A 21,245-nucleotide genomic window follows, 5' to 3' on the forward strand; every position below is an offset into this window, starting at 1 on the left:
GGCGTCATCACGCATGTCAGCCTCCCAGCCGGAGTGTACTCATTACTGAGGCTACTCAGTTGTGGGCGATGTGCAACTATTTGTACTACAAAGGCACTGGTCAACGGCGTGACGGCATCTTCACCCACCCCAGCAGGAGCGCGACACCTGCGCCGTGCCGATGAAACAGGTGCAACCTCATCGAAGGGACCCGACCATATGGCGAACGCATCTCACAAGCTCGTCACCCATGACCGCTCCAGGGCGGCAGTGCGCACCGGAGTGCTCGCAACGCTGACGGTCGCACTCGTGTGGACGTCGACGTCCGGTTCAGCGCTCGCCGACGTGGACACCGACGTGACCACGACGACGGTCGCCGGCGACCACGAGACAAGCTCCGCAGCCTCACGTTCGCTCGAGCGCACACCTCTGCCGGTCACGGCCGCACCCGAGGGAACCTGGGACACGCAGGAGCCAGAAGACAGCATCACCGTCGTGTCTCGCGCCGAGCGCGAGGCGGCAGAGAAGGCTGTAGCCGACGCGATCGCCGCAGAGGAGGCGGAACGCGCTGCCGAGGCACAGGCGATCCTGGACGCTGAGGCGAAGGCCAAGGCCGACGCGGAAGAAGCAGCACGCCCCGCCGTCGTCGCGAGCACCTCGTACGAGATCAGCGAGATCAAGGCGTACGCATCCGGCCTCGTCGGCGGCGGCGACCAGTTCGCGTGCCTCGACGCCCTCTGGACCAAGGAGTCCGGATGGAACTACACCGCTGACAACCCGTCGTCGAGCGCCTATGGGATCCCCCAGGCGCTCCCAGGGTCGAAGATGGCATCAGCTGGCGCCGACTGGGCGACGAACCCCCAGACGCAGGTCCGCTGGGGCGTCTCCTACATCGCCGGCCGGTACGGGACGGCGTGCGCCGCGTGGGCGCACTCGCAAGAAGTGAACTGGTACTGACGGTCGATCCTCGTCCGCCGCCCGCCGCGCCCCAGCCGGGGCACCTACGCCGACGGGGCCGCCCGGCGGCCCCCGCGCGACGGCGGGTCGTGGCGGTGGACGAGGAGCCCGCAGGCCCGCTCTGGCGTGAATGTGCGCCAGAGTCAGCACCCCCAGCGCTCCGGCGTCGAGTCGGGCGATCCACGAGTCCCGCGCCTCGACGCCGTCGAGCCGCGCCGGTGTCGGGTGCTGCAGATCGACGGCCACTGCGCGCAACGCTCAGGGAGCACGCAGGCCCTTGATAGGACGACCTGAAGGTTGACAGACTTAGCCCAGAGACACCCTTCCAGGTTGATCCAAGTGCACATTCCATGAACCTCTAGGTTGTCAATCTAGGGATATCTGACAACCTGCACGTTGTGACTACACCCGTTCTCCGCGCACAAAGGGCCCGTCGCTCTCGACAAGCGGCTGGATCACCTACGTCCAGTCGCCACGTCGGCCTCCGTTCCGTTCCGGTCGGGGATGGGTGCGAGCGATCCGCGACGCCCTCGGATGAGCGCCGCCGATCTCGCCGCACGGATGGGCACCTCGGCGGCCGCAGTCAGCAAGCTGGAGGCCTCGGAGCGGAGGCAGACCGCGCGGCTAGAGACGCTCCAGCTCGAGAGATGTTCAGGGACATGGTGAACGACCTCCTCGACCAACGGGGCCTGTGGCGTGACGGATCACCTGTTCAGCGACTCCGACGGGGCGCCCCCTCTAGATCGCGGTCGAAGTCTCCGGTCTGGTCGCAGACGCGGCCTGCTGGCTCGCACCTGGCGTGGCGTGGATCTCGCGTGACCAAGCCGTCGCCAAGGTCCACCATCGACTCGTCGCCATCTATCCCTTCCCGAACGGCAACGGGCGGCACGCTCGCGCCTGCTGCGATCTCTTGATGAAGGCGCTGGGTGGCCCACCGTTGACCTGGGGCGGTTCGACCGACCCGCCAGATCATCGACGGCGGCAGCCCATCGCCCGAAGCGCCTCGACCCCGCCCGTCGTCACTGTGCACACGCCACGTACCCCTGCGAAACACGCCGGGGCTACGCGTACAGCGTTCCCCGGAAGCCCTCGTACGGCTCGACCAGGTCGTCGCCGTCACGCCTGACAGCGACAACGGCGGACAGCCCCTCGCCCGCCACGTAGTACCGTCCCTTCGTCTCCCCCACGGGGCGTAGCAGCCCGACGTCGGTCAGGCGTCTGAAGCCGCGCGTCGCTGTGCGTTCGTCCACCGCCGCGGAGCGCACGTACGACGAGCGCCGGAGCCGGAAGCCGACGACGGCCGAGAACAGCAGGTCGAGCGTGCGATCGGGCAGTCCGTGCTGGTCTTCCAGATCGTCGAGCTAGATCATGAGTGTCTCGATGTCTCTATTCTTGGGACAGGAGCTCTAGCTGTTGTAGGTCATGACGTTGTTGACACGCCGGGGAGTGTGGGCGTGAGGAAGGGGTAGGTCCCCGAGTGCAGGATGGAAGTACCTCTACATCCGCCTGCGAGAAGGACCTACCCCTCATGACACACGCTAACGCCCCGTTGACCCCAGCCGGAAGACTGCGCGTTGTCCAGCGCTGCCAATCTCGTCCGATTGCTCACGTCGCGGCCGAGGCTGGGGTTGCTCGTGCGACGGTGACGAAGTGGGTGCGCCGCTACGCCGAGCACGGCGAGCTGGCCTTGGTCGACGTCTCCAGCGCCCCGCGGTCTCAGCCGACCCGCACCGCGCAAGAGGTGGTGGAGCGGATCGAGGACCTGCGCCGGACCCACAAGTGGACCGCCCGTCAGATCCACCTCGAACTGGTCCGCGAGGGCCACCAGATCTCCCCGGTCACGGTCTCGCTGTGGCTGCGCCGGTTGGGGATCTCCCGCCGCCGCGACATCGACCCGTCCGGCGCGACGAACCGAGTCGTCAGGAAGATCGTGGCCCGGTATCCCGGGCATATGGTCCACCTGGACGTGAAGAAGGTCGGGCGCATCCCTGACGGCGGCGGCTGGCGCACCCACGGGCGCGGCTCCGACCAAGCCAAAGCAGTCGAACGGGCCAAGACCAAGGGCTCCCGGGCCGGCTACATCTACCTGCACTCAGCCATCGACGGCTACTCCCGCCTCGCCTACACCGAAGCCCTGCCCAACGAGACCGCCGCAACCACGATCGCCTTCTGGGCCCGCGCGAGGGCGTTCTTCACCGCCCACGGAATCACCCGGTTCACCCGCGTCGTGACCGACAACGGGTCGAACTACCGCGCCCGCGACTTCCACCGCACCATCGCGGGCACCGCCGCCCGCCACCAGCGCATCCGCCCCCACACGCCCAAGCACAACGGCAAGGTCGAACGTTACAACCGCACGCTCGCCGAAGAGCTCCTCTACGCCACCGAATGGACCTCAGAGACACAGCGGGCCAACGCGATCACCGTCTGGAACATCCACTACAACTACCATCGACCCCATACTGCAATCGGTGACCGACCCCCAGCCTCACGCATGCCAGCACGTGTCACCAACGTCATGACACAGAACATCTAGCCTGCCAGGCCTGTCGCAAGAATCGGGACATCGAGATACCTCGGCTTCGCGCCGTTCCACGGAGGGCGATCTGCTCTGCACTCCCTACAAGGCACGGTCAGATGTCACGCATCCGCGCCCCGCGCCGAACTGCGAGCAGCCGAGCCCGTCCAGCTCGAGCAAGCTGAACAAGTCGCCGCACGACTGCTGCGTGCGTCGGCATTACGCTGGTTGGTGTGTCATGACCAACTTGGCATTTCTCATTCGTTTTCGATGACAGCGCTCGCACCGAGCGGCGCTCATAAAGCAAGAGATTCCGAGAAGCACTTCCGGTCGAACCGGATCGCAATGACGATGTGACCGAACCTTCCCGCTCTCGGTACTTCTCAATGGCGGCCGCCGCCCGGATACCGTCCTCGTGCGCTCGCCGCATGTCGCACGCGGGTCGACGAGCGGGATACAGCGATGCCGTCCGAGTTCGAATCACCGTTTGCCCTCCGCGAACCGAAACGCCCTGAACCCCGCTATCGCCCGCGGAGCCGAGGCGGAAAGCCTTTGCTCGACTCCCTCAGGTACCGCTCCGGCGAAGAGTTGACGATGACGCCGACGTGCGCGTGCTCGCCTTGGCTCAATACGGTGGTGCAGCAGGATGGTCGTCGTGCTGGGCCGCTCAGACCTGCAGCGAACAACCTCTCGAAGCGAATCCAGCAGTCTGGCCTCGGGCTCCTGAGAAGAACTCGGCGCTCACCCCGGAAAGAGTGCAGCTCCCGGAAACTCCTGGCTTCCAACTACGCAGACCCTGTCGAGGAAGACGTTCCGGTTCTCGCAGCTCGTCTCTGGCAGCAGGACGCATGCGTGGCAGGCCGCCAGGTTGAGGTTGTCGGCACCAGACCCACGCGACTCCGCGCACACTGGGTCCGAGGAACACCACCGGCCGCGCTCGATCGCTGCCAGAAAGATCTCCTGGAAGAGTTCCTCCTGCGCCAGGGCAGACAGTCCCCCAAGGCTCCCGGCCGAGTCGGAGGATGCCGTGTAGATCAGGATCCCCGCTTGGCCGGGCGCCGTGTAGGTGCGTTCGCGCAACGACGCAGCCGGATAGCCCGCATGCAGGCTCAGTTCGTCGAGCAGCATGTGCGAAAAGGTGTGCAGCGCAAGCGTGCGCGGCGAGACCGGCGACGCGGGCGGTCGATCGAAGTCGGCGTCCCGTCGTTCTTGGGCGGCGTTGATGGACCCCGCTCGCCTCGACGGCTCCGGCCGATCCTCCTCCCACTCCGCCACCAGTTCCTCACGAAGGCGTACGAATATGCCCTCGCCGTGCACCTCGATGGCAGGCAGCCATCCAGGAGTGCCTTCGCTGAGCGGGGCCAGCGGTCGCAGGTCGTCCGGAACGTGTGGAGTCACGCGAGAGAACCCCTCGAGGGCGCGCACTTCCCGGAGGCGTCCGACGGCCGAGACCTGTTCGACGAGGTCGGCGATGCCCGAGCCGATTCGCTCCGGCTCACAGATGAACGTGTCCAGGGCGGAGCCCTGGCCAGTGCCAGTACACAATGCCGTGTACTCGTCAGCTCGTAGTTCCGCGTCGGTCGGCACGCTGCGACCCGCAAGACCACGCCGTTGTGCCATCACTGCCTGAACCGCCTGGGCAGTGACCCCGCGATGGTTCTCAACCATCGGGCCCAGCACATCCGCCAGTGCGGCATCTGCAATGTGCTCCAGCACGACCCAGTGCTTCTCGACGAATGAGGACGCTGCAGTGGACCACGGGGGGATCGAGATGGTCGAGCGCATCGAGCCGAACCAGACGTTGGACGAGCCGCGCTGAAGGGTTCTCAGGGGACGGTCACACTCCGGGGAGTCCGTCTCGAGCCACGGCCGATGTCCGCTGCAGGACCTGATGCCCATGAGCGCTGCTTTACCGAACGAGCCGTTCAACGACTTGGGCTTCACGCCGCACGAGCAGCCGATGACGATGTCGGAGAGAGAGGACGACCGCCCCCGGATCCGGAGCGACAGCTCGTGGGACTTGGCGTCGCGGCCATCCTCGTCGCGAGCGTGGACCCACTGCCAGTAGGGGAAGTCCTCGATGTGCCCGGCGTCGCAGCACGCCACGAAACGCGATGGAACCAGGCGGGTCCCCGGGCACCGCTTGCAGAACATCGTCTGCTGGTCCTGGAGCTTCTGGATCGCTCCGAGGCGATGGCAGTTGGGGCAGTAGTGCGTGAGGGGGAACCTCATCACTGGCATGTCCCCCGCGTCACGACCGACGGACGGCGTCCTGAAGTGGTGAACGCCGAGCGCCCGGGCAAGGCGCGGTTCATCGAGCTGAGGGGAGGTCCTGGGCCAGTAATCCGTGCCCATGACCATGAAGCTCTGGTCCACCGACGGAAAGAGGCTTCCGACCCCGTAGGTCGTGACGAGCTGGCTCTGGCGCGCTTCGCCGATCTTCTTAGCGGACACGGTTCTTCCTCCTTACTTGGAAGAGCGAGCTCGTGGCGTCGACGTTCCGCAGGCTCGTCAGGGTCGGCCAAGGTGGTTCCGAGACCGGGAACTGGTCGAGCGGGCTCTCGTGCCCGTCGACCCTGCTCCCCGCCGGGACCACGAGGGCGCCGGCGGGAGCGCGCCACGCGACGTAGTGATCGACGCGGTTGTCGTCCACCGCGTCGCGCCAGTACTCGACCAGAGCATCGAAGGCTTCGAGGACCCGCTCCGTCTCGCGGGGCGCGACCGCGACGACCCGTCGGTGGATGATCTCCCGGACCGTTTCGATCCCGGCGTCGCCCGCAACGGATGCCACGGCGTTGGCCCCCGCGGCTCGGGGTACAAGAAGCCGCACCAACGACACGAGCACGCCGTGCAGCCCTCGGTCCACCGCGCGCGGGGCGAAGGGGGTGGCCCCCGTCGCCTCGACCTGCCGATAGAGCGCCCGGTGGTAGGGAAGGAAGGTCTCGTAGTGCGAGAGATCTCGCGTCCGGGCCGAGTTGTAGAGCGTCACGACGAGCCCCGGATGCCGTCGGCCGACGCGGCTGGTTGCTTGGATGTACTCGGACGTCGTCTGTGGCTGCCCCATGACGACCATGAGGCCGAGCCGGTCGACGTCCACACCTACCGAGATCATGTTGGTGGCCAGCATCACGTCCTGGCAGTCCTCCCCGCCAAGGGCCGTCGCAAGTTCCTCGAGGCGCCTCGGGACCTCGTCAGAGGGGACACGTGAAGTCAGCTCCTTCGGTTCCTTGATCTCTCGCACCTGCGACCCGAAGCGGCGAGCAATGACCGGGAGCCGTGCGGGGACGTCATCGATGGTCTGCATGAAGGCCGCTCCGAGAACACGGAGACTGTTGAAGTACCCGAGGAGCGTCCAATACGCGTCCTTGACCTCGTCGGGCGCGTCGAGGTCCTTGCCTGCCTGGAGCAGAGCGGCGTACGTGCGGACGAGCAACGTGGCGTGGCTGGTCCCTGGAGCCATAACACCGACGTACTGGCGCGACGGCAGTTCCTCGGCCGGCGCTTGCACGGCAAAGAAGCTGTCCCCTGGGTCGATGCCCGGGGGCGGAAACTGGCGAGACGCCCGGTCAAAAACCGCCTTCACCTGTCCTTCGGCCCGCCGGATCGTCGCGGTCGAAGCCACCACCTTTGGGCGGGCGACGCCGGTGGACGCAGCGTCCACCGCGGTCTCGTACAGACCGACCAGGGTGCCGAGCGGACCGGAGATGAGGTGCAGCTCGTCCTGGACGATGAGGTCGGGTGGCGTGACCGCGCCGTCGGCGCCGAAGAGCCGCCGCGCCTCCTCGCGCCAGGCCATCATCGCGAACTTGTCGACCGTTCCGATGAGCAGCGAAGGACGCTGCTCGTACACGTCGGCATCAACGAGCAGGACCGGCAGACCTTCCCTGAACTCGCAGGTCGCTTCCGGGCAGCGCACGACCAGGCGCTCCGGCCGCCTCTCGACGCTGTAAGCCGACACCGGCAGGCGGGCGCCGCACCACGGGCACCTGAGGAGCTGCTGAGGGTTGCCCGAGGCCCCTGGGGACTGCTGGTTCTCGAGCGCCCGCAGGGCCGTACGGGCTTGGTCGTGGGTGTTGGGCGTTGCCGACTGTCCGACCCAGAGCCCGACCGTGACGGGAGCTGCCGATGGCAGGTGCCTTCGTCTCCATGACTCGAGCGCGCAGACGAGGCCTGCCGCGCGTTCGAACTGCTGCAGCGTCAGGAGCCGCAGTGTGTAGCGCATGATCACGCCGACGCCACCTCCGTCGCCCGTGGCGCCGCGCAGCCGCCGCAGCACGAGAGTGAAGGCGATGAGGCCCAGATACGCCTCGGTCTTGCCACCGCCGGTGGGGAACCAGAGAAGGTCGGCGATCTCCCTTTCGTCAGATTGGGGGTCGGCCAACCCATCGAGATTGAGCAACACGAACGCTATCTGGAACGGGCGCCACTGCTGCTCGACGTCCGAGGGCTCGGGAGCCTGGGAGCGGATCATCTCCTGGCGTGCACGCTGCTCCTGCATGACCTCGTTCATCACCCGGAACGCCTGCGCCGCCTGTGGATCACGGTCGAGTACAGCGATGCCGCCGCGAATCCTCTCCGCCGCGGCACGGGCGGCGACGAGGTGGTCCTCCGCGGTGCCGCGGACGCCCTCCGCCAGATCGCCCAGGAGGCCCTCCTGGTCCGAGATCCACTTCTCGTACTCTTCGGCCAGTGCTATGAGCACGCCACGATCGTCGGTGCCAGCGAGCGTCGACATCCCAAAGCGCCCGCTGAGTTCCTTACGTTCCGCGCGGGAGACGAGAACGTCTTGGCTTGGCAAAAAAGTGGTCTCGAGGCGGCGCGTAGGCACTGTGTCCCAGGTGGCGGCGCACCCGTGGCCCGCCGCGATACTCACGGCCTCGCGGTACAACAGTTCCGAGCTCGCCTCGTCCGTGCCTCGGGCGGATCGGGCGCCGGACGGGCGCTCGCTGAAGGTGCCCTCCACAGTTTCCACCGCGATGACCGGGCGGAACCAACAGAACTCGTCGGAACCGTTCGGTGTCTCACGCCGGAATGTGTTGACCAGGGCGATGGTGATCGCCGCTGTCCCGTCCACCGGGGGCCGAACCACGATCCGCAGATCGAGTCCCTCCACGATCGGGATCGGTTCGCGTTGACGGGCGGTGGTAGGGACCGTGATCTCGAAGGTCAGGCCTTCGACGATGCTCCAGATCTTCGGCCTCTTGCTGACTACACGCTCCACCACGCGCGCGTCGTCCTCGGCGTCACCATCGGTCGGGCCCTCGAGCGTCTCGTCGGCGAGCTGTCCATCAATCTGCGGGACGTACCGATCGGCGCGGACCGAGACCGTGATCTGCGACGTCACGACAGGATCCACGGCGAACGTCAGGCCCATGGACGAAGGCCGACGCATGTGCGACAGACTCACGCCGGGGTCGTATTCCGAGTCCGCCTGCGTGCCCGTCTCAATATCAGGCCGGTCCGTGACGTCCTCGACAGGATCCTCGCTCGGCGGATGCAGGATTCCCACCACAAAGCGGTCTAGGGGTGGCTCGTCAAGGCGCACGTCCTCCGAGGACCCCATCAGATCCCGTGCCAGAGCGCGCACCATCGCATCGCGGGCCTCGTACCAAGGGCTTAGGTCGTTCATTCCTCTGCCTTCCATTCGCGGCATGCGAATCCCACCGGTCGCACGCCCAGCCACAGCCCATAGCGACCGATGCCGCCGGGAAGATCTTCTGTCGGTTCACCTCCGACAGTCTCGATGCACTCCACATGCACGTCCTTGAGGTCAAGGTCGATACGACCCCACAGAAGACGCTTCGCATCCTGCCCGAACCCCTCCGTCGTGCGGCCCACCGTGACGCCCTCGTGTTGCAGCCGCCAGTACGGGACTTCACCGCTCGTCCAGTCGTACTCAAGGTGCAGCCGGTCACCCGTCGTCACGGCCGTTCGCAGATGGTGTTGGACCGCCAGCAAGTCGTCGTCGCCCGGCGGACGGCTGCGGTCGACGTCGTCACCGGAGATCTCCAGGGCCTTGACCCTGTTCTTCTTCACATAGCTCCGCAGCCAGCGGCGCGACTTATGGTCTCGATGAAGAATGTGAGGATAACGGTTCCGCTCGATCCGGCTGAGGCGGAACCGTGCGCGCGTCAGCCCGACGTAGATGATCCGAGTCACCTCGGCAGGCTCGCGATCACCGTCGACCGGCGGGGGATACTGGGCCATCACGACCGTATCGAACTCAAGGCCCTTCGCCCGATGAATTGTCGAGACCACAGGCACATCAGGATCGGAACCGACGAGCTCTGCAGGAATAGCCGCCCGCTGCAGCCGACGAGAGATGTCCCTCGTGGCGAGCGACCGAGAGCCGGCCGGCAACCAGGACCGGAGTCCACGCCACCGGTCGGTCGCCAACGCACGATCGCCGACTGAGGCAAGCAGATCCTCGAACGACCAGTTCGGCCGATCAGCCAGGACCTCAGCGACCCATCGGTCCACCACCGGTGCGGTTGCGGGGCGCCGAACGATTGCGGGGACCCTCGCGCGCCACAGGTCCTGCACCTCCATCAGCGCCTCCCCGTTGGTCGCGGTCAGGATGGCGAACGTCCGCCCGTGCGAGCGCGCGAGAGCGGCCAGGTCCTCGTCGACGATCGGGGTCAGCTCACTGACGAAGTCGGCCACCTCATCGACCGCGTTCTCGAGGCTCGAACCGGCGCCGTCACGCAGAGCCACCGCGGCACGGGCCTCCCGCGTCCCGGCGCGGTAGGAGCCTGTGAGATCCCGCCGCACGACGCCGGCGCCTGCGCCAAGTCGTGCGAGGACTTCCGCACTAGTGGTCGGGTGCTCAGGGGAGAGCTGAAAGTCGTAGATCGCCTGTGCAAGGTCACCGAGCAGGGTGAAGCCGGCGCCCTCCGGGAGCGACTCGATGAGGGCCTCCAGGAACTCGGCACGCAGACCCACGACATCCTGCACCTCGTCGACGACAAGGTGGGCAACATCGTCGACGGCGTCCCACGCACCAGCCCGGAGCGCCTGGATCGCACGTTCAATTCGCCGATCGAACACGCGGTAGCTGGTAATCTCCTCGCCGAACGCCTCACGAGTGACCTGCTGCGCCAGAGAGTCGAGCGTCCGGACGGCTGCAGATGCTTGGATGTCGCCCGCCTGGAGGCGGCGGTTCACGGCGTGAACCGCCGCCCGGGAGAAGCTGACGACGAGCAGCTCGAACTCGGGATCGAGCCCCTCGTCCTGCACGAGCCGAGCTACCAGCCCGGAGACGACCTCCGTCTTGCCCGACCCCGGACCGGAGACGACGACCTGCCGCGACGACGGCTCGATCTCGACCGCCGCTCGCTGGCTCGCGTCCAGTTCCGGCGAACTCACTGCTTCCACAACCGCTCGAAGCCGCGGAAGGCCAGCTGATCGCCGTACTTGCTGAGGTTGTCCTCGACATCGACGATCAGGACTTCTTCCGAACCCCCGTTGAGCTTTCCGCGCAGCCCCCGGCCCACCATCTGCTGATACACGTTGGGACTGAAGGTCGGCCGGCAGACGTAGACCGCCTTGACCGCGGGCGCATCGAAGCCCTGGGTGAGCACCTGGTAGTTGGTCAGGACACGAATACCACCCTTGCGGAATTGATCGATGTAGTGCCGACGCGCGGAGGATTCGGTGCCGCCCGAGATCGACACCGAAGGCGCCCCCCGATGCGAGAGCAGTGCTGCAATCGAGCGAGCGTTCTCGACGGACGGAGCGAACAGCAGAACCGGCCAGTCGTCCGGTAGGTCGAGGATTGACTGCACGATGCGTTGGTTCCGGTCGTGATCGTCGCCGAGCGCCTGCTCACGACGTTGCGGGAACCGCCCCATCTGATCGATCTCCGCGAGCTCCTGATCCGTGAAGTCGACGGTCGCACCGTCGAGCCTGCGCTTCTCCACATTGGCCAGGACACCCATCTCCTGAAGCGTCCGGTACGGGTCGGGGCCCAGCACGCCTTCGTCGAGCAAGTTGCTGTCATAGCGCTTGACCAGGCGCTTCGTCTCCTCGTCCGACGTCCCTCGGAACGGCGTCGCGGTGAGCCCGATGAGGGGACGCGCCTTCTCCGCCTGCGCGCCACGACCAAGCCACTCGAAGATCGCCGTGTACCGCGGGCTGACGGACGTGTGCGCCTCGTCCACGATCACAACGGTCGGCTCCCGGAGCCAGGCGTAATCCTCCGATCGCGACGAGATGATCGAGTCGAGCTTGGCGTCGGTGGCGACGACGACCTGGGTTCCGTCGGGCTCTTCCTCGATCTCGTTCGATCCCCACAGCCGCCCGAGGATCAGCTGGCCGGCCGGGCCCAGCGAGCGCCAGACGTAGGTCCAGCTCTCGGCCGCCTGCTCGCAGAGTTCGTCCGACTGAGCGATCCAGACGATCGGACCCGTCAACCGGCCCCGGGCGATCTCCTCGACGAGCGCCTGGACCGTCACTCGAGTCTTCCCGGCCCCCGTGGGCAGCGAGACGATGCCGCGCTGACGTCCGATCCCGACGAGAAGCGCCCTGATTTTCTCGGTGACGCGGATCTGGTAGTCATGCAGTGGCGACAGCTCGATCGGGCCATCGACGACTTCACGCGCTGGCGACTGCCGCGACGGAAAGCCTGCCCACTCAGCTGGCAAGCTAAGATCCGCGACCCACTTGCGTTCTTTCTGCCGCCCGGAGAACTCCCGGGGCGGCTCGAGCCCACGCTCGTTGAGCACCGACCGGAGCGACTTGAGGACACCGACACCGTGCACCGAGAGCACCAGCCGGGCCAGGTCCAAGTCTCCGATCTCCCCGTCGCGTGAGAGCAGCTCGAATGCCTGACGCGGCACCTGAGCACGCAGGCTATCCACACCGACGGCCGCAACGAGACCGGCCTCAGCACTGACCCTCGCCGCTTTTCGAACGTCGTTCTTGAGCTGAGACGCCCGCTGGTCCTCCATCGACTGCAGGACGCGATTTATTTCGGCCGACGTCAGACCCAGTTTCAGGGCGTCGGACACTTGAGTGAGCACCTTGGCGGGTTCAGTGGCCGTGACGAGAATCTGGCCCGGCTCGCGCCCGTACGGCAGGGTCCGCTCAACTTGTCCCTTCGGTGTGGCGACCAAGCGACCGATTCGGCTGCACAGCTGCAGGCGCAGGTCGAAATCGTCGGGCGTCATGGCCGGGTGGTTCTTCAGAGGTGGGAACTCGTCGGTCAGGAAGACTGACTCGCCGACACGCTCCGGGATGACCTCTTCGCACAGGAACTCCTTGCCGTCTCGCATCTCCCAGCTCTCGATGAAGAAGACGAGGTCCGCCTCGTCAACAAGCATCGCCGGAACCTGAGCCTCAAGCATCGCCTCGTACACCGAATCGGAACTCGTGACCCCGACGTTGACGGCGGGGACCCGCTCGGATCGCTGTCCCACCCGCACCACGAGGTCGGTGGCCGGGATCCGGCCGGGCAGGTACGTATAGAACTCGAACCTCAGCGGGTCGTCCGTCCATGCGTCGGCAAGCGTCTTGAGCCGCTGCCACTGCTCCGGAGTGAAATTGTCGGTGCTCTCCAGGACCGCCAGCCTCGCACAGACCTCTGTGGACAGGTCCAGCGCAACCGGGAAGAGATCCGGTCTCTGGTCCTCGCCCGGGATGAGCGCGTCCCGCGGTCGCATCGGTCCCATAGACGTGTCGATCAACCCATGTTGACGAACCAGCCACACCTCGGGAGCCAATACCGAGATCGGTTTCGACCGACTGTCCGTGGCGCGAAGAACTCGCCAAGCTGGCATTGCACCCTTGTTCAGCAGGAGGCGCGACAGCTCGAGCCGACCTTCGTCGGACAGATCCGCGAAGAACCCAAGTGGCCACATAACCGGGCGCTCTTCGATCCGCAGGTCGACGGAGGTCGCTTCGCTCTCCATTTGTTGGCGGACGTGATCCATCATCGCATTGCGATATGTAGAAAGCCATGGCTCGGGAGCCGCTACGCCTCGCAACTGCGGCTCGCTGACGGCGCCGAGCTCGCGCAGAAGCTCAAGATCCGTGGCATGGAACTGTGGGTCGATGAGCCTGCCAGCATCACGCCGAGCATGGGTGGGAATAACCGTGCCGCCGAGGAATGCCTCACTGAGGCCAACCCAATTACCGCGAGCTGTCCGTACCCGGACGAAATCAACAGCCCTCTTTCGCGTCCCGGTCTCGAGGACGTCGAACGCAACGTCCTTCGGCAGCTCGCGCGCCGCAGCCCAGACGCTGCCCCAAACATCCTTGCCCTCGCTCGCCTGGAGGACCAGCCCTTCGAGTTCCGCGCGCTTGTCTAGCACCGTCACGCCAAGCTCTGAGAGTGCATCGATGACGCCCGGAAGAGCGACGATCCTCGGGTCGACGAACACTCCACTCGAGTCCTGAGGGCCCGAGCGGATGAAGACTCGGCCCTTGACGGCTTTGGCAAGGGCGCCATCCTCGAGCGGGATGATCCGGGCTGTCTTAGCCGAGTCGAGTACCTGCTGCTTCAACGGATTCCCTGGTGCGAGGCGCACCGACTCACGTTTGATCCGGGCCGAAAGCTTGATGGCGGCAGCGCATGCCTCGATATCGCCGGGATGTACGAGCGCCTCGAGCCAGTCCTTGACCGTGGCTGTGGAACCAGCCCTCGGATCAACGAGCCTACGCACCTTGAGGCGCCGTTCCGGGGTCGAGAACGCCTGCGGGTGAACCCATTCGTCCTTCGGCGCGCCTGGGGCCTGCGACCACTCACTGATCCATGTCGACTCTATGCCTTCCGGTGCGGAGTTCAGCTCGGATGCCTTGCGGAGCACCCCCCGTACGTCAGGCAGGCAAGCGATCGTGCGCAGGACGCGGAAGACAGGTTCGTTGATGGTGTCGTCCGCCCAGCCGCGGCCTTCACGTCCACGTGCAGGCAAGAGATCGAGTAGCGATGCCGGGTCATCGTCTCTCACGAATAGTCGCACATTGGACGCAAGCAGTTGAGGAAAGACGTCTTCAAGGATGCCCTCATTGAAGGCACCCTGAAGAAGGTTTGCTCGGTCGTCGCTCAAACGCCATGGCGCGTTGATCAACCCCGCCATCGTGGTTCGAGCTGCAGTAGGGAAGTACGCCCAGAACTCGCCGATCTTCAATCGGTCCCTGCCTGCCAGTGGGACTGCCCAGTCGAGCCGCACGGACGAACGATCGGCCATGCGTCCGCCGTCGAGACGTGCGGCGGGGCCAGGTTTCCAGTTCGAAGAGAGGACTCTCCAAGTCGACTCGGCGGCTCCTTCCATGAGTGCAACGGTGCCGTCAGCTCGGGTCGTCGTCGAGATGTGGTGGTCGATACCGTCGTCGACCGTGAGTCGGACGGACTTCACATGTGGAGAGAAGAGCAGGAACTCTCCACGGAAGCCGACAAGGTCGCGCAACAACGACCCGCGGGAAGTGAGGTCCGGCAGGACGATCACTGTACTCGCCCAGGACATCAGACCATCGAGGATCGGGTCCTCCATCGCGGCCCGTTGTGGGTCTACCGCTCGCGCAAGCCGCATCGTCGGGTATCTGAGAGCAGAGAAACCCGCATCGCTGATCGCCCGTTCGGCCCACTCGCTCTCGAAGACCAAGGAGATCGAGCGGCTGAAGATGCGCGGCTCGGCGGTGACAGCCAGGACAGACTTGAACCCGATGCCAAAGCGACCGATCCGGTCGTCCGTCTTCCCCGAAAGATCGGAAGCCATCACCGCCTTGATCCCGGTCTCGTTAAAAGGCTCACCATCGTTGGCGACGTACAGCGTGTCGGCTGTGAGACGTATTTCTATCCGACTACCGCCGAGACTCGCGGCGTCAACTGCATTTTGGAGCAGTTCGTGGAGCTGCCGATCGCGGTACCCACCCTCAGCGATCCGGCGCTCGTTGTTGGCGTCTTCCTCGATCCGCTTCGGATCGCGTCCGTACACTTCCAGACACGCCTGTGTCTGCTCTCTCACGACGCTCGCGAGGATTCCGTCCCCCGCCTCCCACGTGTTCACTTCGCCGCTCCAATGCCCACGTGCGCAGAACCGAGGAGGCGTGGAGCCCACCGCAGGTGAGGCGTGGACGGGTGACCGTAGCGGATCGACTTCCCCCGAGCGGACCCGCGGGTGATGTCCTCCCGAGGGAGCGAATCCTCGGTGAGCTTGCGACGGGGAATCGCTGGAGGGTCGATCGATGCTGCCGACGGATCTAGGACATTCATGAACGCGCTCCAACTCGCGAAGGCCGGCCTGATGAGCGTCGGAGCTTTCCGCGAACGGGCTGACGCCTTGAGTGTCGCTGTCGTCCACAGGTGCACCGGCCCGGACCGAACGGGTAGTTGCATGGTAGCGGCGCGGCCTCACCCTTTGTGGGCACCTGACCAGGTCAGCGGGTGAATTCAGCGCGTCGTGTGAGCCACGCGTCCGTGACCTCGACGGCAGTGCTCGTCATATTTTTGTGCGCCCAGAACCACAGCACGGTCCACTGCAGAGTGTGGAGGTGTGCATCGGTGTCGTGGTCACGAGCGACGTCCTTCGTCAGCTTCTCCTGCCTCCACGCTCCGTTATTGACCGGGGTCGTGCCATGAAGAGCGCACGAGTGCTAGAAGCAACCGTCCACGAAGACGGCAATGCGGGCGCGAGTCATCGGACGTCGGCTCGTCGTCACGCCATTCCCGGGAGCGGTGCGTCAACTCAGTAGCGGAGCCCGAGCCGGTGGAACTCACGGCGCGGGAGCGGTTCCGGCACTGCATCCCGTCCACGCTGCCGCGCCATCCGGGCAGACGTCACCCCCGCGACTAAGTCCGTCGGAGGCTTCGCCCGCGTGCCAGTAGGCCGACGTGCCACCAGCCGGCTATCCTCATGTACTGTGACCATCCCGCGAGTGTCTACCCACGACGTGCCACGCGTCCGACGCTCGCGGGCCGCGATCCGCACGCTCGATCTCTTCGCAGGCGCAGGGGGGCTGACGACCGGGCTGCGAACAGCGTCCAAGCGATTCCGGCCGGTCACGGCCGTTGAATGGGACGTCGCGGCAGCAGGTACATACGCTCTCAACCACGGGGGTGCCCTCGTCGAGGGTGCACTGAGCAGCGACATTGTCTACGCGGGGGGCATCGCCGACTGGCTGGAGCTAGGCGAAGTGCCATCGGTGGACCTCGTCGTCGGCGGGCCTCCCTGCCAAGGTTTCTCTACGCTCGGAAAGCGCGATGTGGACGACGCACGCAACCTCATGTGGCACGAGTACGCCAAGACCGTAAACAAGGCTGAGCCGAAGTACTTCGTCCTCGAGAACGTCCCGGCCTTCCTCAAGTCACCCCAATACGAAGTATTTCTGTCCGAGCTGGAGCCAGGCGGTCTCCTCGAGGACTACAGCTTCGAGGCACGCGTGCTCAACTCTGCGGACTACGGCGCGGCACAGGCTCGTAAGCGGGTCGTCGTGATGGGGCACCACAAGGACGTGATTGCACCGGGATTTCCTGAGATGACGCACGCTGAGCACCGGACTGTAGGGGATGCATTGAGCGGCGTGCCCGCCGAGGTTACGGCCACGGGACTCGCAGGCGAGGTCGTCACCTTCGCGGGCAGAGAGCTCCGGGGACCTTACTCATCGCGCGAACTCCATGTCGGCCGCAACTATGAGCAGATCTCCCGTGATCGTTTCCCACACATCAAGTACGGGGGCAATCGATTCAATCTCCCGGACCACTTGAAATCCCCTTGCTGGCTCAAGCACACATCAGGATCGGGCGACGTCATGGGCCGGTTGCGGTGGGAAAAGCCCTCGGTGACGATCCGCACCGAGTTCTTCAAGCCGGAGAAGGGGCGTTACCTGCACCCGGAGGAGCATCGCGTCATCACGCACTACGAGGCGGCGCTCATCCAGGGGTTTCCGAGCGACTATCAGTGGCTCGGTTCCTGGGCCGACATCGCCCGGCAGATCGGGAACGCGGTCCCAATCGCTCTGGGAGCGGCGATCGGACGTCGCTTGAAGAATGCACTGGACTCGACCAACGAGGCTCCGTCGGAGGCCGACGCACCTGCTCCAGTTCTCCAATGAGTGCGCTTCTGGTCTTCAGCCCGTCCCGTCCTGAAGTACCGGAGAAGATAGTCACCGTCGTAAGGGAGTTAGAAGCGCGCCGAGCTACGATTCGTCGAACGTTCTCTGACCGCGGAGGGATCACATGCCGAGATGTCAGCCGAGTCGTCGATTCCACTCTGCACACTTCCGGCTTCGCGCCTGGCTCATACGCTACGTTCAGTCCAAACGAGTTGGTTGATTCTCCTCGTGCCCGAGCGATACAAGAACAGCTCGACGTATGATTCGGGCGTCAGCCAGCTCAAAGGACTAGAGGCCAGCTCAGGGGTACGCCTCGGCCTCCAGGGCATCTTTTTTTATCCCATACTGACAGGGCAATAGCGCCGACATCAGCGATGGCGTCCGGAGGGATCCCTAGCCCGACCGATCTGTTCATCTGAATACATAAAATTGGTCGTGTCAAACTTGGAACTCTTGAGTTCCCAAAGGTCCGAGTGACGTTGCGAGTACAGCTCCCGCCGCGGCGTGTCGACGCATCACGCCAACATCTCCCGCACCAACGGCACCACCCGGGTCCCGTACAGCTCGATGCTCGTCATGAGCTTGGAGTGCTCCATGGGCCCGTTGGCGTACTTGAAGTCGAACCGATCAAGCTCCAACGCCTTGACCACCCGCACGATCTTCCGGGCAACCGTCTCCGGCGACCCGATGAAGTACGCCCCCTCGGGCCCCACCTGCGCGCGGAACTGCCCCTCGCCCATCGCCCGCCCACCACGCTCGAGCGCGATCTTCGAGAAGTACTTGCCGATGAGCGGCCACGAGTCCTCTATCGCCTGCTCGTCCGTCTCGGCCACGTACCCCGGGGCGTGCACGCCGACCGGCAGCGGAGCCGTGCCGAGCTCGCCCAGCGCACGCCGGTACAGGTCGGTGAACTGCTTGAACGCGACCGGGTCGCCACCGATGATCGCGAGCATGAGCGGCAGGCCATACCCAGCAGCACGCAGGACGCTCTCCGGGCTGCCGCCCACCGCGATCCACGTCGTGAGCAGGCCACCGTCAACGTGCGGGAACACGTCCAGCCCGTCGAGCGGCTTGCGCACGCTCCCCGACCACGTGACCGGTTGCTGCTCACGGACCTTCATGAAGAGGTCCAGCTTCTCCTCGAAGAGCTCGGTGTACTGCGCGAGGTCGTACCCGAACAGCGGGAACGACTCGATGAACGACCCGCGCCCGAGGATCACCTCAGCGCGACCGCCCGAGATCGCGTCGATCGTCGCGAAGCGCTGGAACACGCGGACGGGGTCGTCGCTCGACAGGACCGTCACCGCAGACCCGACCCGGATGCGCTCCGTCGTCGCCGCGATCGCCGCCAAGACGACGTCCGGCGCCGAGACCGCATAGTCCGCGCGGTGGTGCTCGCCGATCCCGATGACGTCGAGCCCCACCTGGTCGGCGAGCACCCCCTCGGCGACGACGTTCCGGAGCACCTGCGCGTGCGTCAGGAGCTCACCGTCCGGGCCACGACTGACGTCGCCGAAGGTGTCGATGCCGAATTCCAGTGCGCTGCTCATGTCCGTCTCCTGATCGAGGGTGCCGAGGTCGAACCGACACCACCCACAGTAGTTGATGATTCAACCAATGCCTGCTCGACCAGTCGACGGCCCCGCCGATCAGCTGACGTCGCGCCGGCGGAACACCACCCCGGCGACCACGACGACGACCACAGTCAGGACGCCGATGACCGTGACACCGTGCGCGAGCGAGACGGTGCGGAAGTCCGACATGCAGGACTGCCCGAGGGCCTCCGTGGTGCACACCTCGACCCAGTACTGGCCCTCGCCCTTCGTGACCGCATCGATGTTGACCAAGAGCAGGTAGGGACGGACAGCCTGGGCGAGGCCGGACACGATGCCCTCGAAGACGATCATGTACCCGACGAGCACCCCCAGGGCGGCCGCGGTGTGCTTGAGGAGCGCACCGACACCGACACCGAGCGCAGCGACGACCGCGGCCAGCGCGATCGAGCGCCCCGCGAGGGAAGCCACACCGCCCCACACGTCCCCGGTGAGGTCACCGAGCGCGTCGAACGACGCAAAGATCCCGTACGCCCCGACGACGAACACTGCGACGAGACCGAGCACGATCGGGATGGTCCCGAGCGCGGCGGCGGCAACCTTGCTCGCGTAGACGCGCACGCGCCGTGGCTCGAACGTCAGCCAGTTCCCGAGCGCACCGGTGCTGATCTCCGCGGCGACGAATCCGGCCCCGAGCAAGAACGCGAGGACGACGAAGAGCGAGGAGATGTCGGCGAGCGCCGGCTCGAGGGCAGAGGCGAGCTCCCGTTGCGAGCCGATCCAGTCCTCGAGGCGTGGTGCAGTCATCTGGTCGCACCCCCAGTCGGCGGCTGGGTTGATCTCTTGCTCTTCGGCTTCGCCCTCGTAGCAGCCGGCGATCTGTTCGTCGCCGTTCTCTTCCCAGTACTTGGCCTGCTCCTCGTAGTTGCTCACCGCCCATGCCTGCTCCTCGTCGCTCAACGGCTTCGCGCCGTCCCACAGCCCGACGAGGGCGAGCACGACCACAGCGAGCGAGAGCACGGCACCGACGAGCACGAGCCGGCGGGCGAAGAATCTCTGGATCTCGACCTTGAGGAGACGCATCAGGCAACCTCTCCGTCGGTGTGACTACTCGCGGCTGCGATGTGGGTGCCGGGGCCTTCGCCAGCGGTGAGCTGGAGGAAGATCGACTCGAGACCAGCGCGCACGGGCACCAGCTCGTCGACGTAGAGCTCGTGGTGGGCGAGGCGCCGCGTGATGTCGGCGGGGTCGTCTGCTCCGTCGACCACGAGCTGGCGGCCGTCGAGGCGCACGGCCAGGCCTGCCTCGGTGAGGATGCGCAGGGCGCCAGGCAGGTCGGAGACACCGACGCGCACCTGGGTGGCTGCGTGGGCTCCTCCGCGGATGAGGTCGGCGACGGTCCCGCTCGCGAGGAGCCGCCCGTGGCCGATGATCGAGACCGTGTCCGCGACCTGCTCCACCTCAGCAAGGATGTGGCTGCTGACGAGGACCGTCTTCCCGCGCTCGGCGAGGCCGCGCATGGTCGTGCGGATCTCGCGGATGCCTGCGGGGTCGAGGCCGTTGGTCGGCTCGTCGAAGATGAGGAGGTCGGGGTCTTTGAGGAGCGTGGCAGCGATCGCGAGCCGCTGCTTCATCCCGAGGGAGTACGTCTTGTAGCGGTCCTTCCCCCGGTCGGCGAGCCCCACGTCGTCGAGCACCTTCCCGACGGCCGCTGCCGGCGCGCCGATCGCGCCTGCGAGGAGGTCGAGGTTCTTGCGCGCGGTGAAGGTCGGGAAGAACTTCGGCTGCTCGACGATGGCGCCGATGCGCCCGATGACGCCCGGCAGGTGGTCAGGCACCTCCTCGCCGAAGATCCGCATGCTGCCGGAGTCGGCGCGGATGAGGCCGAGGAGCATGCGGATCGACGTCGTCTTGCCGGAGCCGTTGGGGCCGAGGAACCCGTGGACACCACCGATCGGCACGTCGAGGTCGAGCCCCTGGACAGCGACGTGACGTCCTTTGAGCGAGCGGTACGTCTTGCGCAGCCCGCGTGTGCTCACCGCGAGGGTGGTCGGGTCGACGTCGGGCGGTGCGGCGGTGGCTGTCATCGGAGCTCCCCTGGGTGGCGCCTGCTGGTGCGCAGGCGTTCACAGGAAAGCGTATCGATGCAGGTCGGGCAGAGTCTGTACGACCGCAGGGGGATCTTCTCC

Annotated in this window: 12 protein-coding genes; 4 read left to right on the forward strand and 8 right to left on the reverse strand. The window is 66.0% G+C overall.

What is annotated here, in order from left to right; translation table 11 throughout:
• The first annotated feature begins 198 nt into the window (after positions 1-198).
• Together ATL42_RS16560 and ATL42_RS16975 are read left to right on the forward strand one after the other, a co-directional pair.
• Positions 199-936, forward strand: coding sequence for an aggregation-promoting factor C-terminal-like domain-containing protein (locus ATL42_RS16560; protein WP_098455530.1), 738 nt, complete (start codon positions 199-201; stop codon positions 934-936).
• A gap of 799 nt (positions 937-1,735) precedes the next feature.
• Entirely contained in the window at positions 1,736-2,062 is a 327-nt protein-coding gene (locus tag ATL42_RS16975) for a Fic family protein (protein ID WP_211281812.1), read from the forward strand.
• Here ATL42_RS16975 and ATL42_RS16240 read toward each other — a convergent pair.
• Positions 1,998-2,186 carry a hypothetical protein gene (locus ATL42_RS16240; RefSeq protein ID WP_143556753.1) on the reverse strand — a complete coding sequence of 63 codons (189 nt, stop codon included), beginning with the start codon at positions 2,184-2,186 and terminating at the stop codon, positions 1,998-2,000. The two genes, ATL42_RS16975 and ATL42_RS16240, sit on opposite strands and share 65 nt — an antisense overlap.
• A 278-nt stretch (positions 2,187-2,464) precedes the next feature.
• Here ATL42_RS16240 and ATL42_RS11905 point away from each other — a divergent pair, with 278 nt between their 5' ends.
• The gene (locus tag ATL42_RS11905) at positions 2,465-3,472 is read left to right on the forward strand and encodes an IS481 family transposase (protein WP_098455532.1); all 1,008 of its coding nucleotides are present in this window, start codon (positions 2,465-2,467) and stop codon (positions 3,470-3,472) included.
• A gap of 723 nt (positions 3,473-4,195) precedes the next feature.
• On the opposite strand, the gene drmB is transcribed toward ATL42_RS11905, so the two are convergent.
• From drmB to ATL42_RS11925, 4 genes are read right to left on the reverse strand one after another with little or no spacing between them, the layout of a single operon-like run.
• Positions 4,196-5,908 carry a DUF1998 domain-containing protein gene (gene drmB, locus ATL42_RS11910; RefSeq protein ID WP_098455533.1) on the reverse strand — a complete coding sequence of 571 codons (1,713 nt, stop codon included), beginning with the start codon at positions 5,906-5,908 and terminating at the stop codon, positions 4,196-4,198.
• Positions 5,898-9,137, reverse strand: coding sequence for a helicase-related protein (locus ATL42_RS11915; protein ID WP_245862491.1), 3,240 nt, complete (start codon positions 9,135-9,137; stop codon positions 5,898-5,900). Before ATL42_RS11915 ends, drmB begins: the two co-directional genes overlap by 11 nt.
• Positions 9,080-10,828, reverse strand: a complete 1,749-nt coding sequence (locus ATL42_RS11920) for a UvrD-helicase domain-containing protein (protein WP_098455535.1) — start codon at positions 10,826-10,828, stop codon at positions 9,080-9,082. Before ATL42_RS11920 ends, ATL42_RS11915 begins: the two co-directional genes overlap by 58 nt.
• Positions 10,816-15,459, reverse strand: a complete 4,644-nt coding sequence (locus tag ATL42_RS11925; protein ID WP_098455536.1) for a DEAD/DEAH box helicase — start codon at positions 15,457-15,459, stop codon at positions 10,816-10,818. Before ATL42_RS11925 ends, ATL42_RS11920 begins: the two co-directional genes overlap by 13 nt.
• 868 nt (positions 15,460-16,327) lie before the next feature.
• Between ATL42_RS11925 and ATL42_RS11935 the strand changes: the two genes are divergently transcribed.
• Complete coding sequence (locus tag ATL42_RS11935) at positions 16,328-17,503, forward strand: DNA cytosine methyltransferase (RefSeq protein WP_245862494.1); 1,176 nt, start codon at positions 16,328-16,330, stop codon at positions 17,501-17,503.
• 515 nt (positions 17,504-18,018) lie between these two features.
• Here ATL42_RS11935 and ATL42_RS11940 read toward each other — a convergent pair.
• The 3 genes from ATL42_RS11940 to ATL42_RS11950 form a co-directional block, all read right to left on the reverse strand.
• Positions 18,019-19,053 (reverse strand): LLM class flavin-dependent oxidoreductase, encoded by a 1,035-nt coding sequence (locus tag ATL42_RS11940; protein WP_098455537.1) that lies wholly within the window; start codon positions 19,051-19,053, stop codon positions 18,019-18,021.
• A 99-nt stretch (positions 19,054-19,152) separates the two neighbouring features.
• Complete coding sequence (locus ATL42_RS11945) at positions 19,153-20,139, reverse strand: ABC transporter permease subunit (RefSeq protein WP_098455538.1); 987 nt, start codon at positions 20,137-20,139, stop codon at positions 19,153-19,155.
• Entirely contained in the window at positions 20,139-21,143 is a 1,005-nt protein-coding gene (locus tag ATL42_RS11950; protein ID WP_098455539.1) for an ABC transporter ATP-binding protein, read from the reverse strand. The genes ATL42_RS11945 and ATL42_RS11950 overlap by 1 nt, the downstream gene beginning before the upstream one ends.
• Positions 21,144-21,245 lie beyond the last annotated feature (102 nt).

Source organism: Sanguibacter antarcticus (genome assembly GCF_002564005.1).
In the GTDB taxonomy this organism is placed as follows: domain Bacteria; phylum Actinomycetota; class Actinomycetes; order Actinomycetales; family Cellulomonadaceae; genus Sanguibacter; species Sanguibacter antarcticus.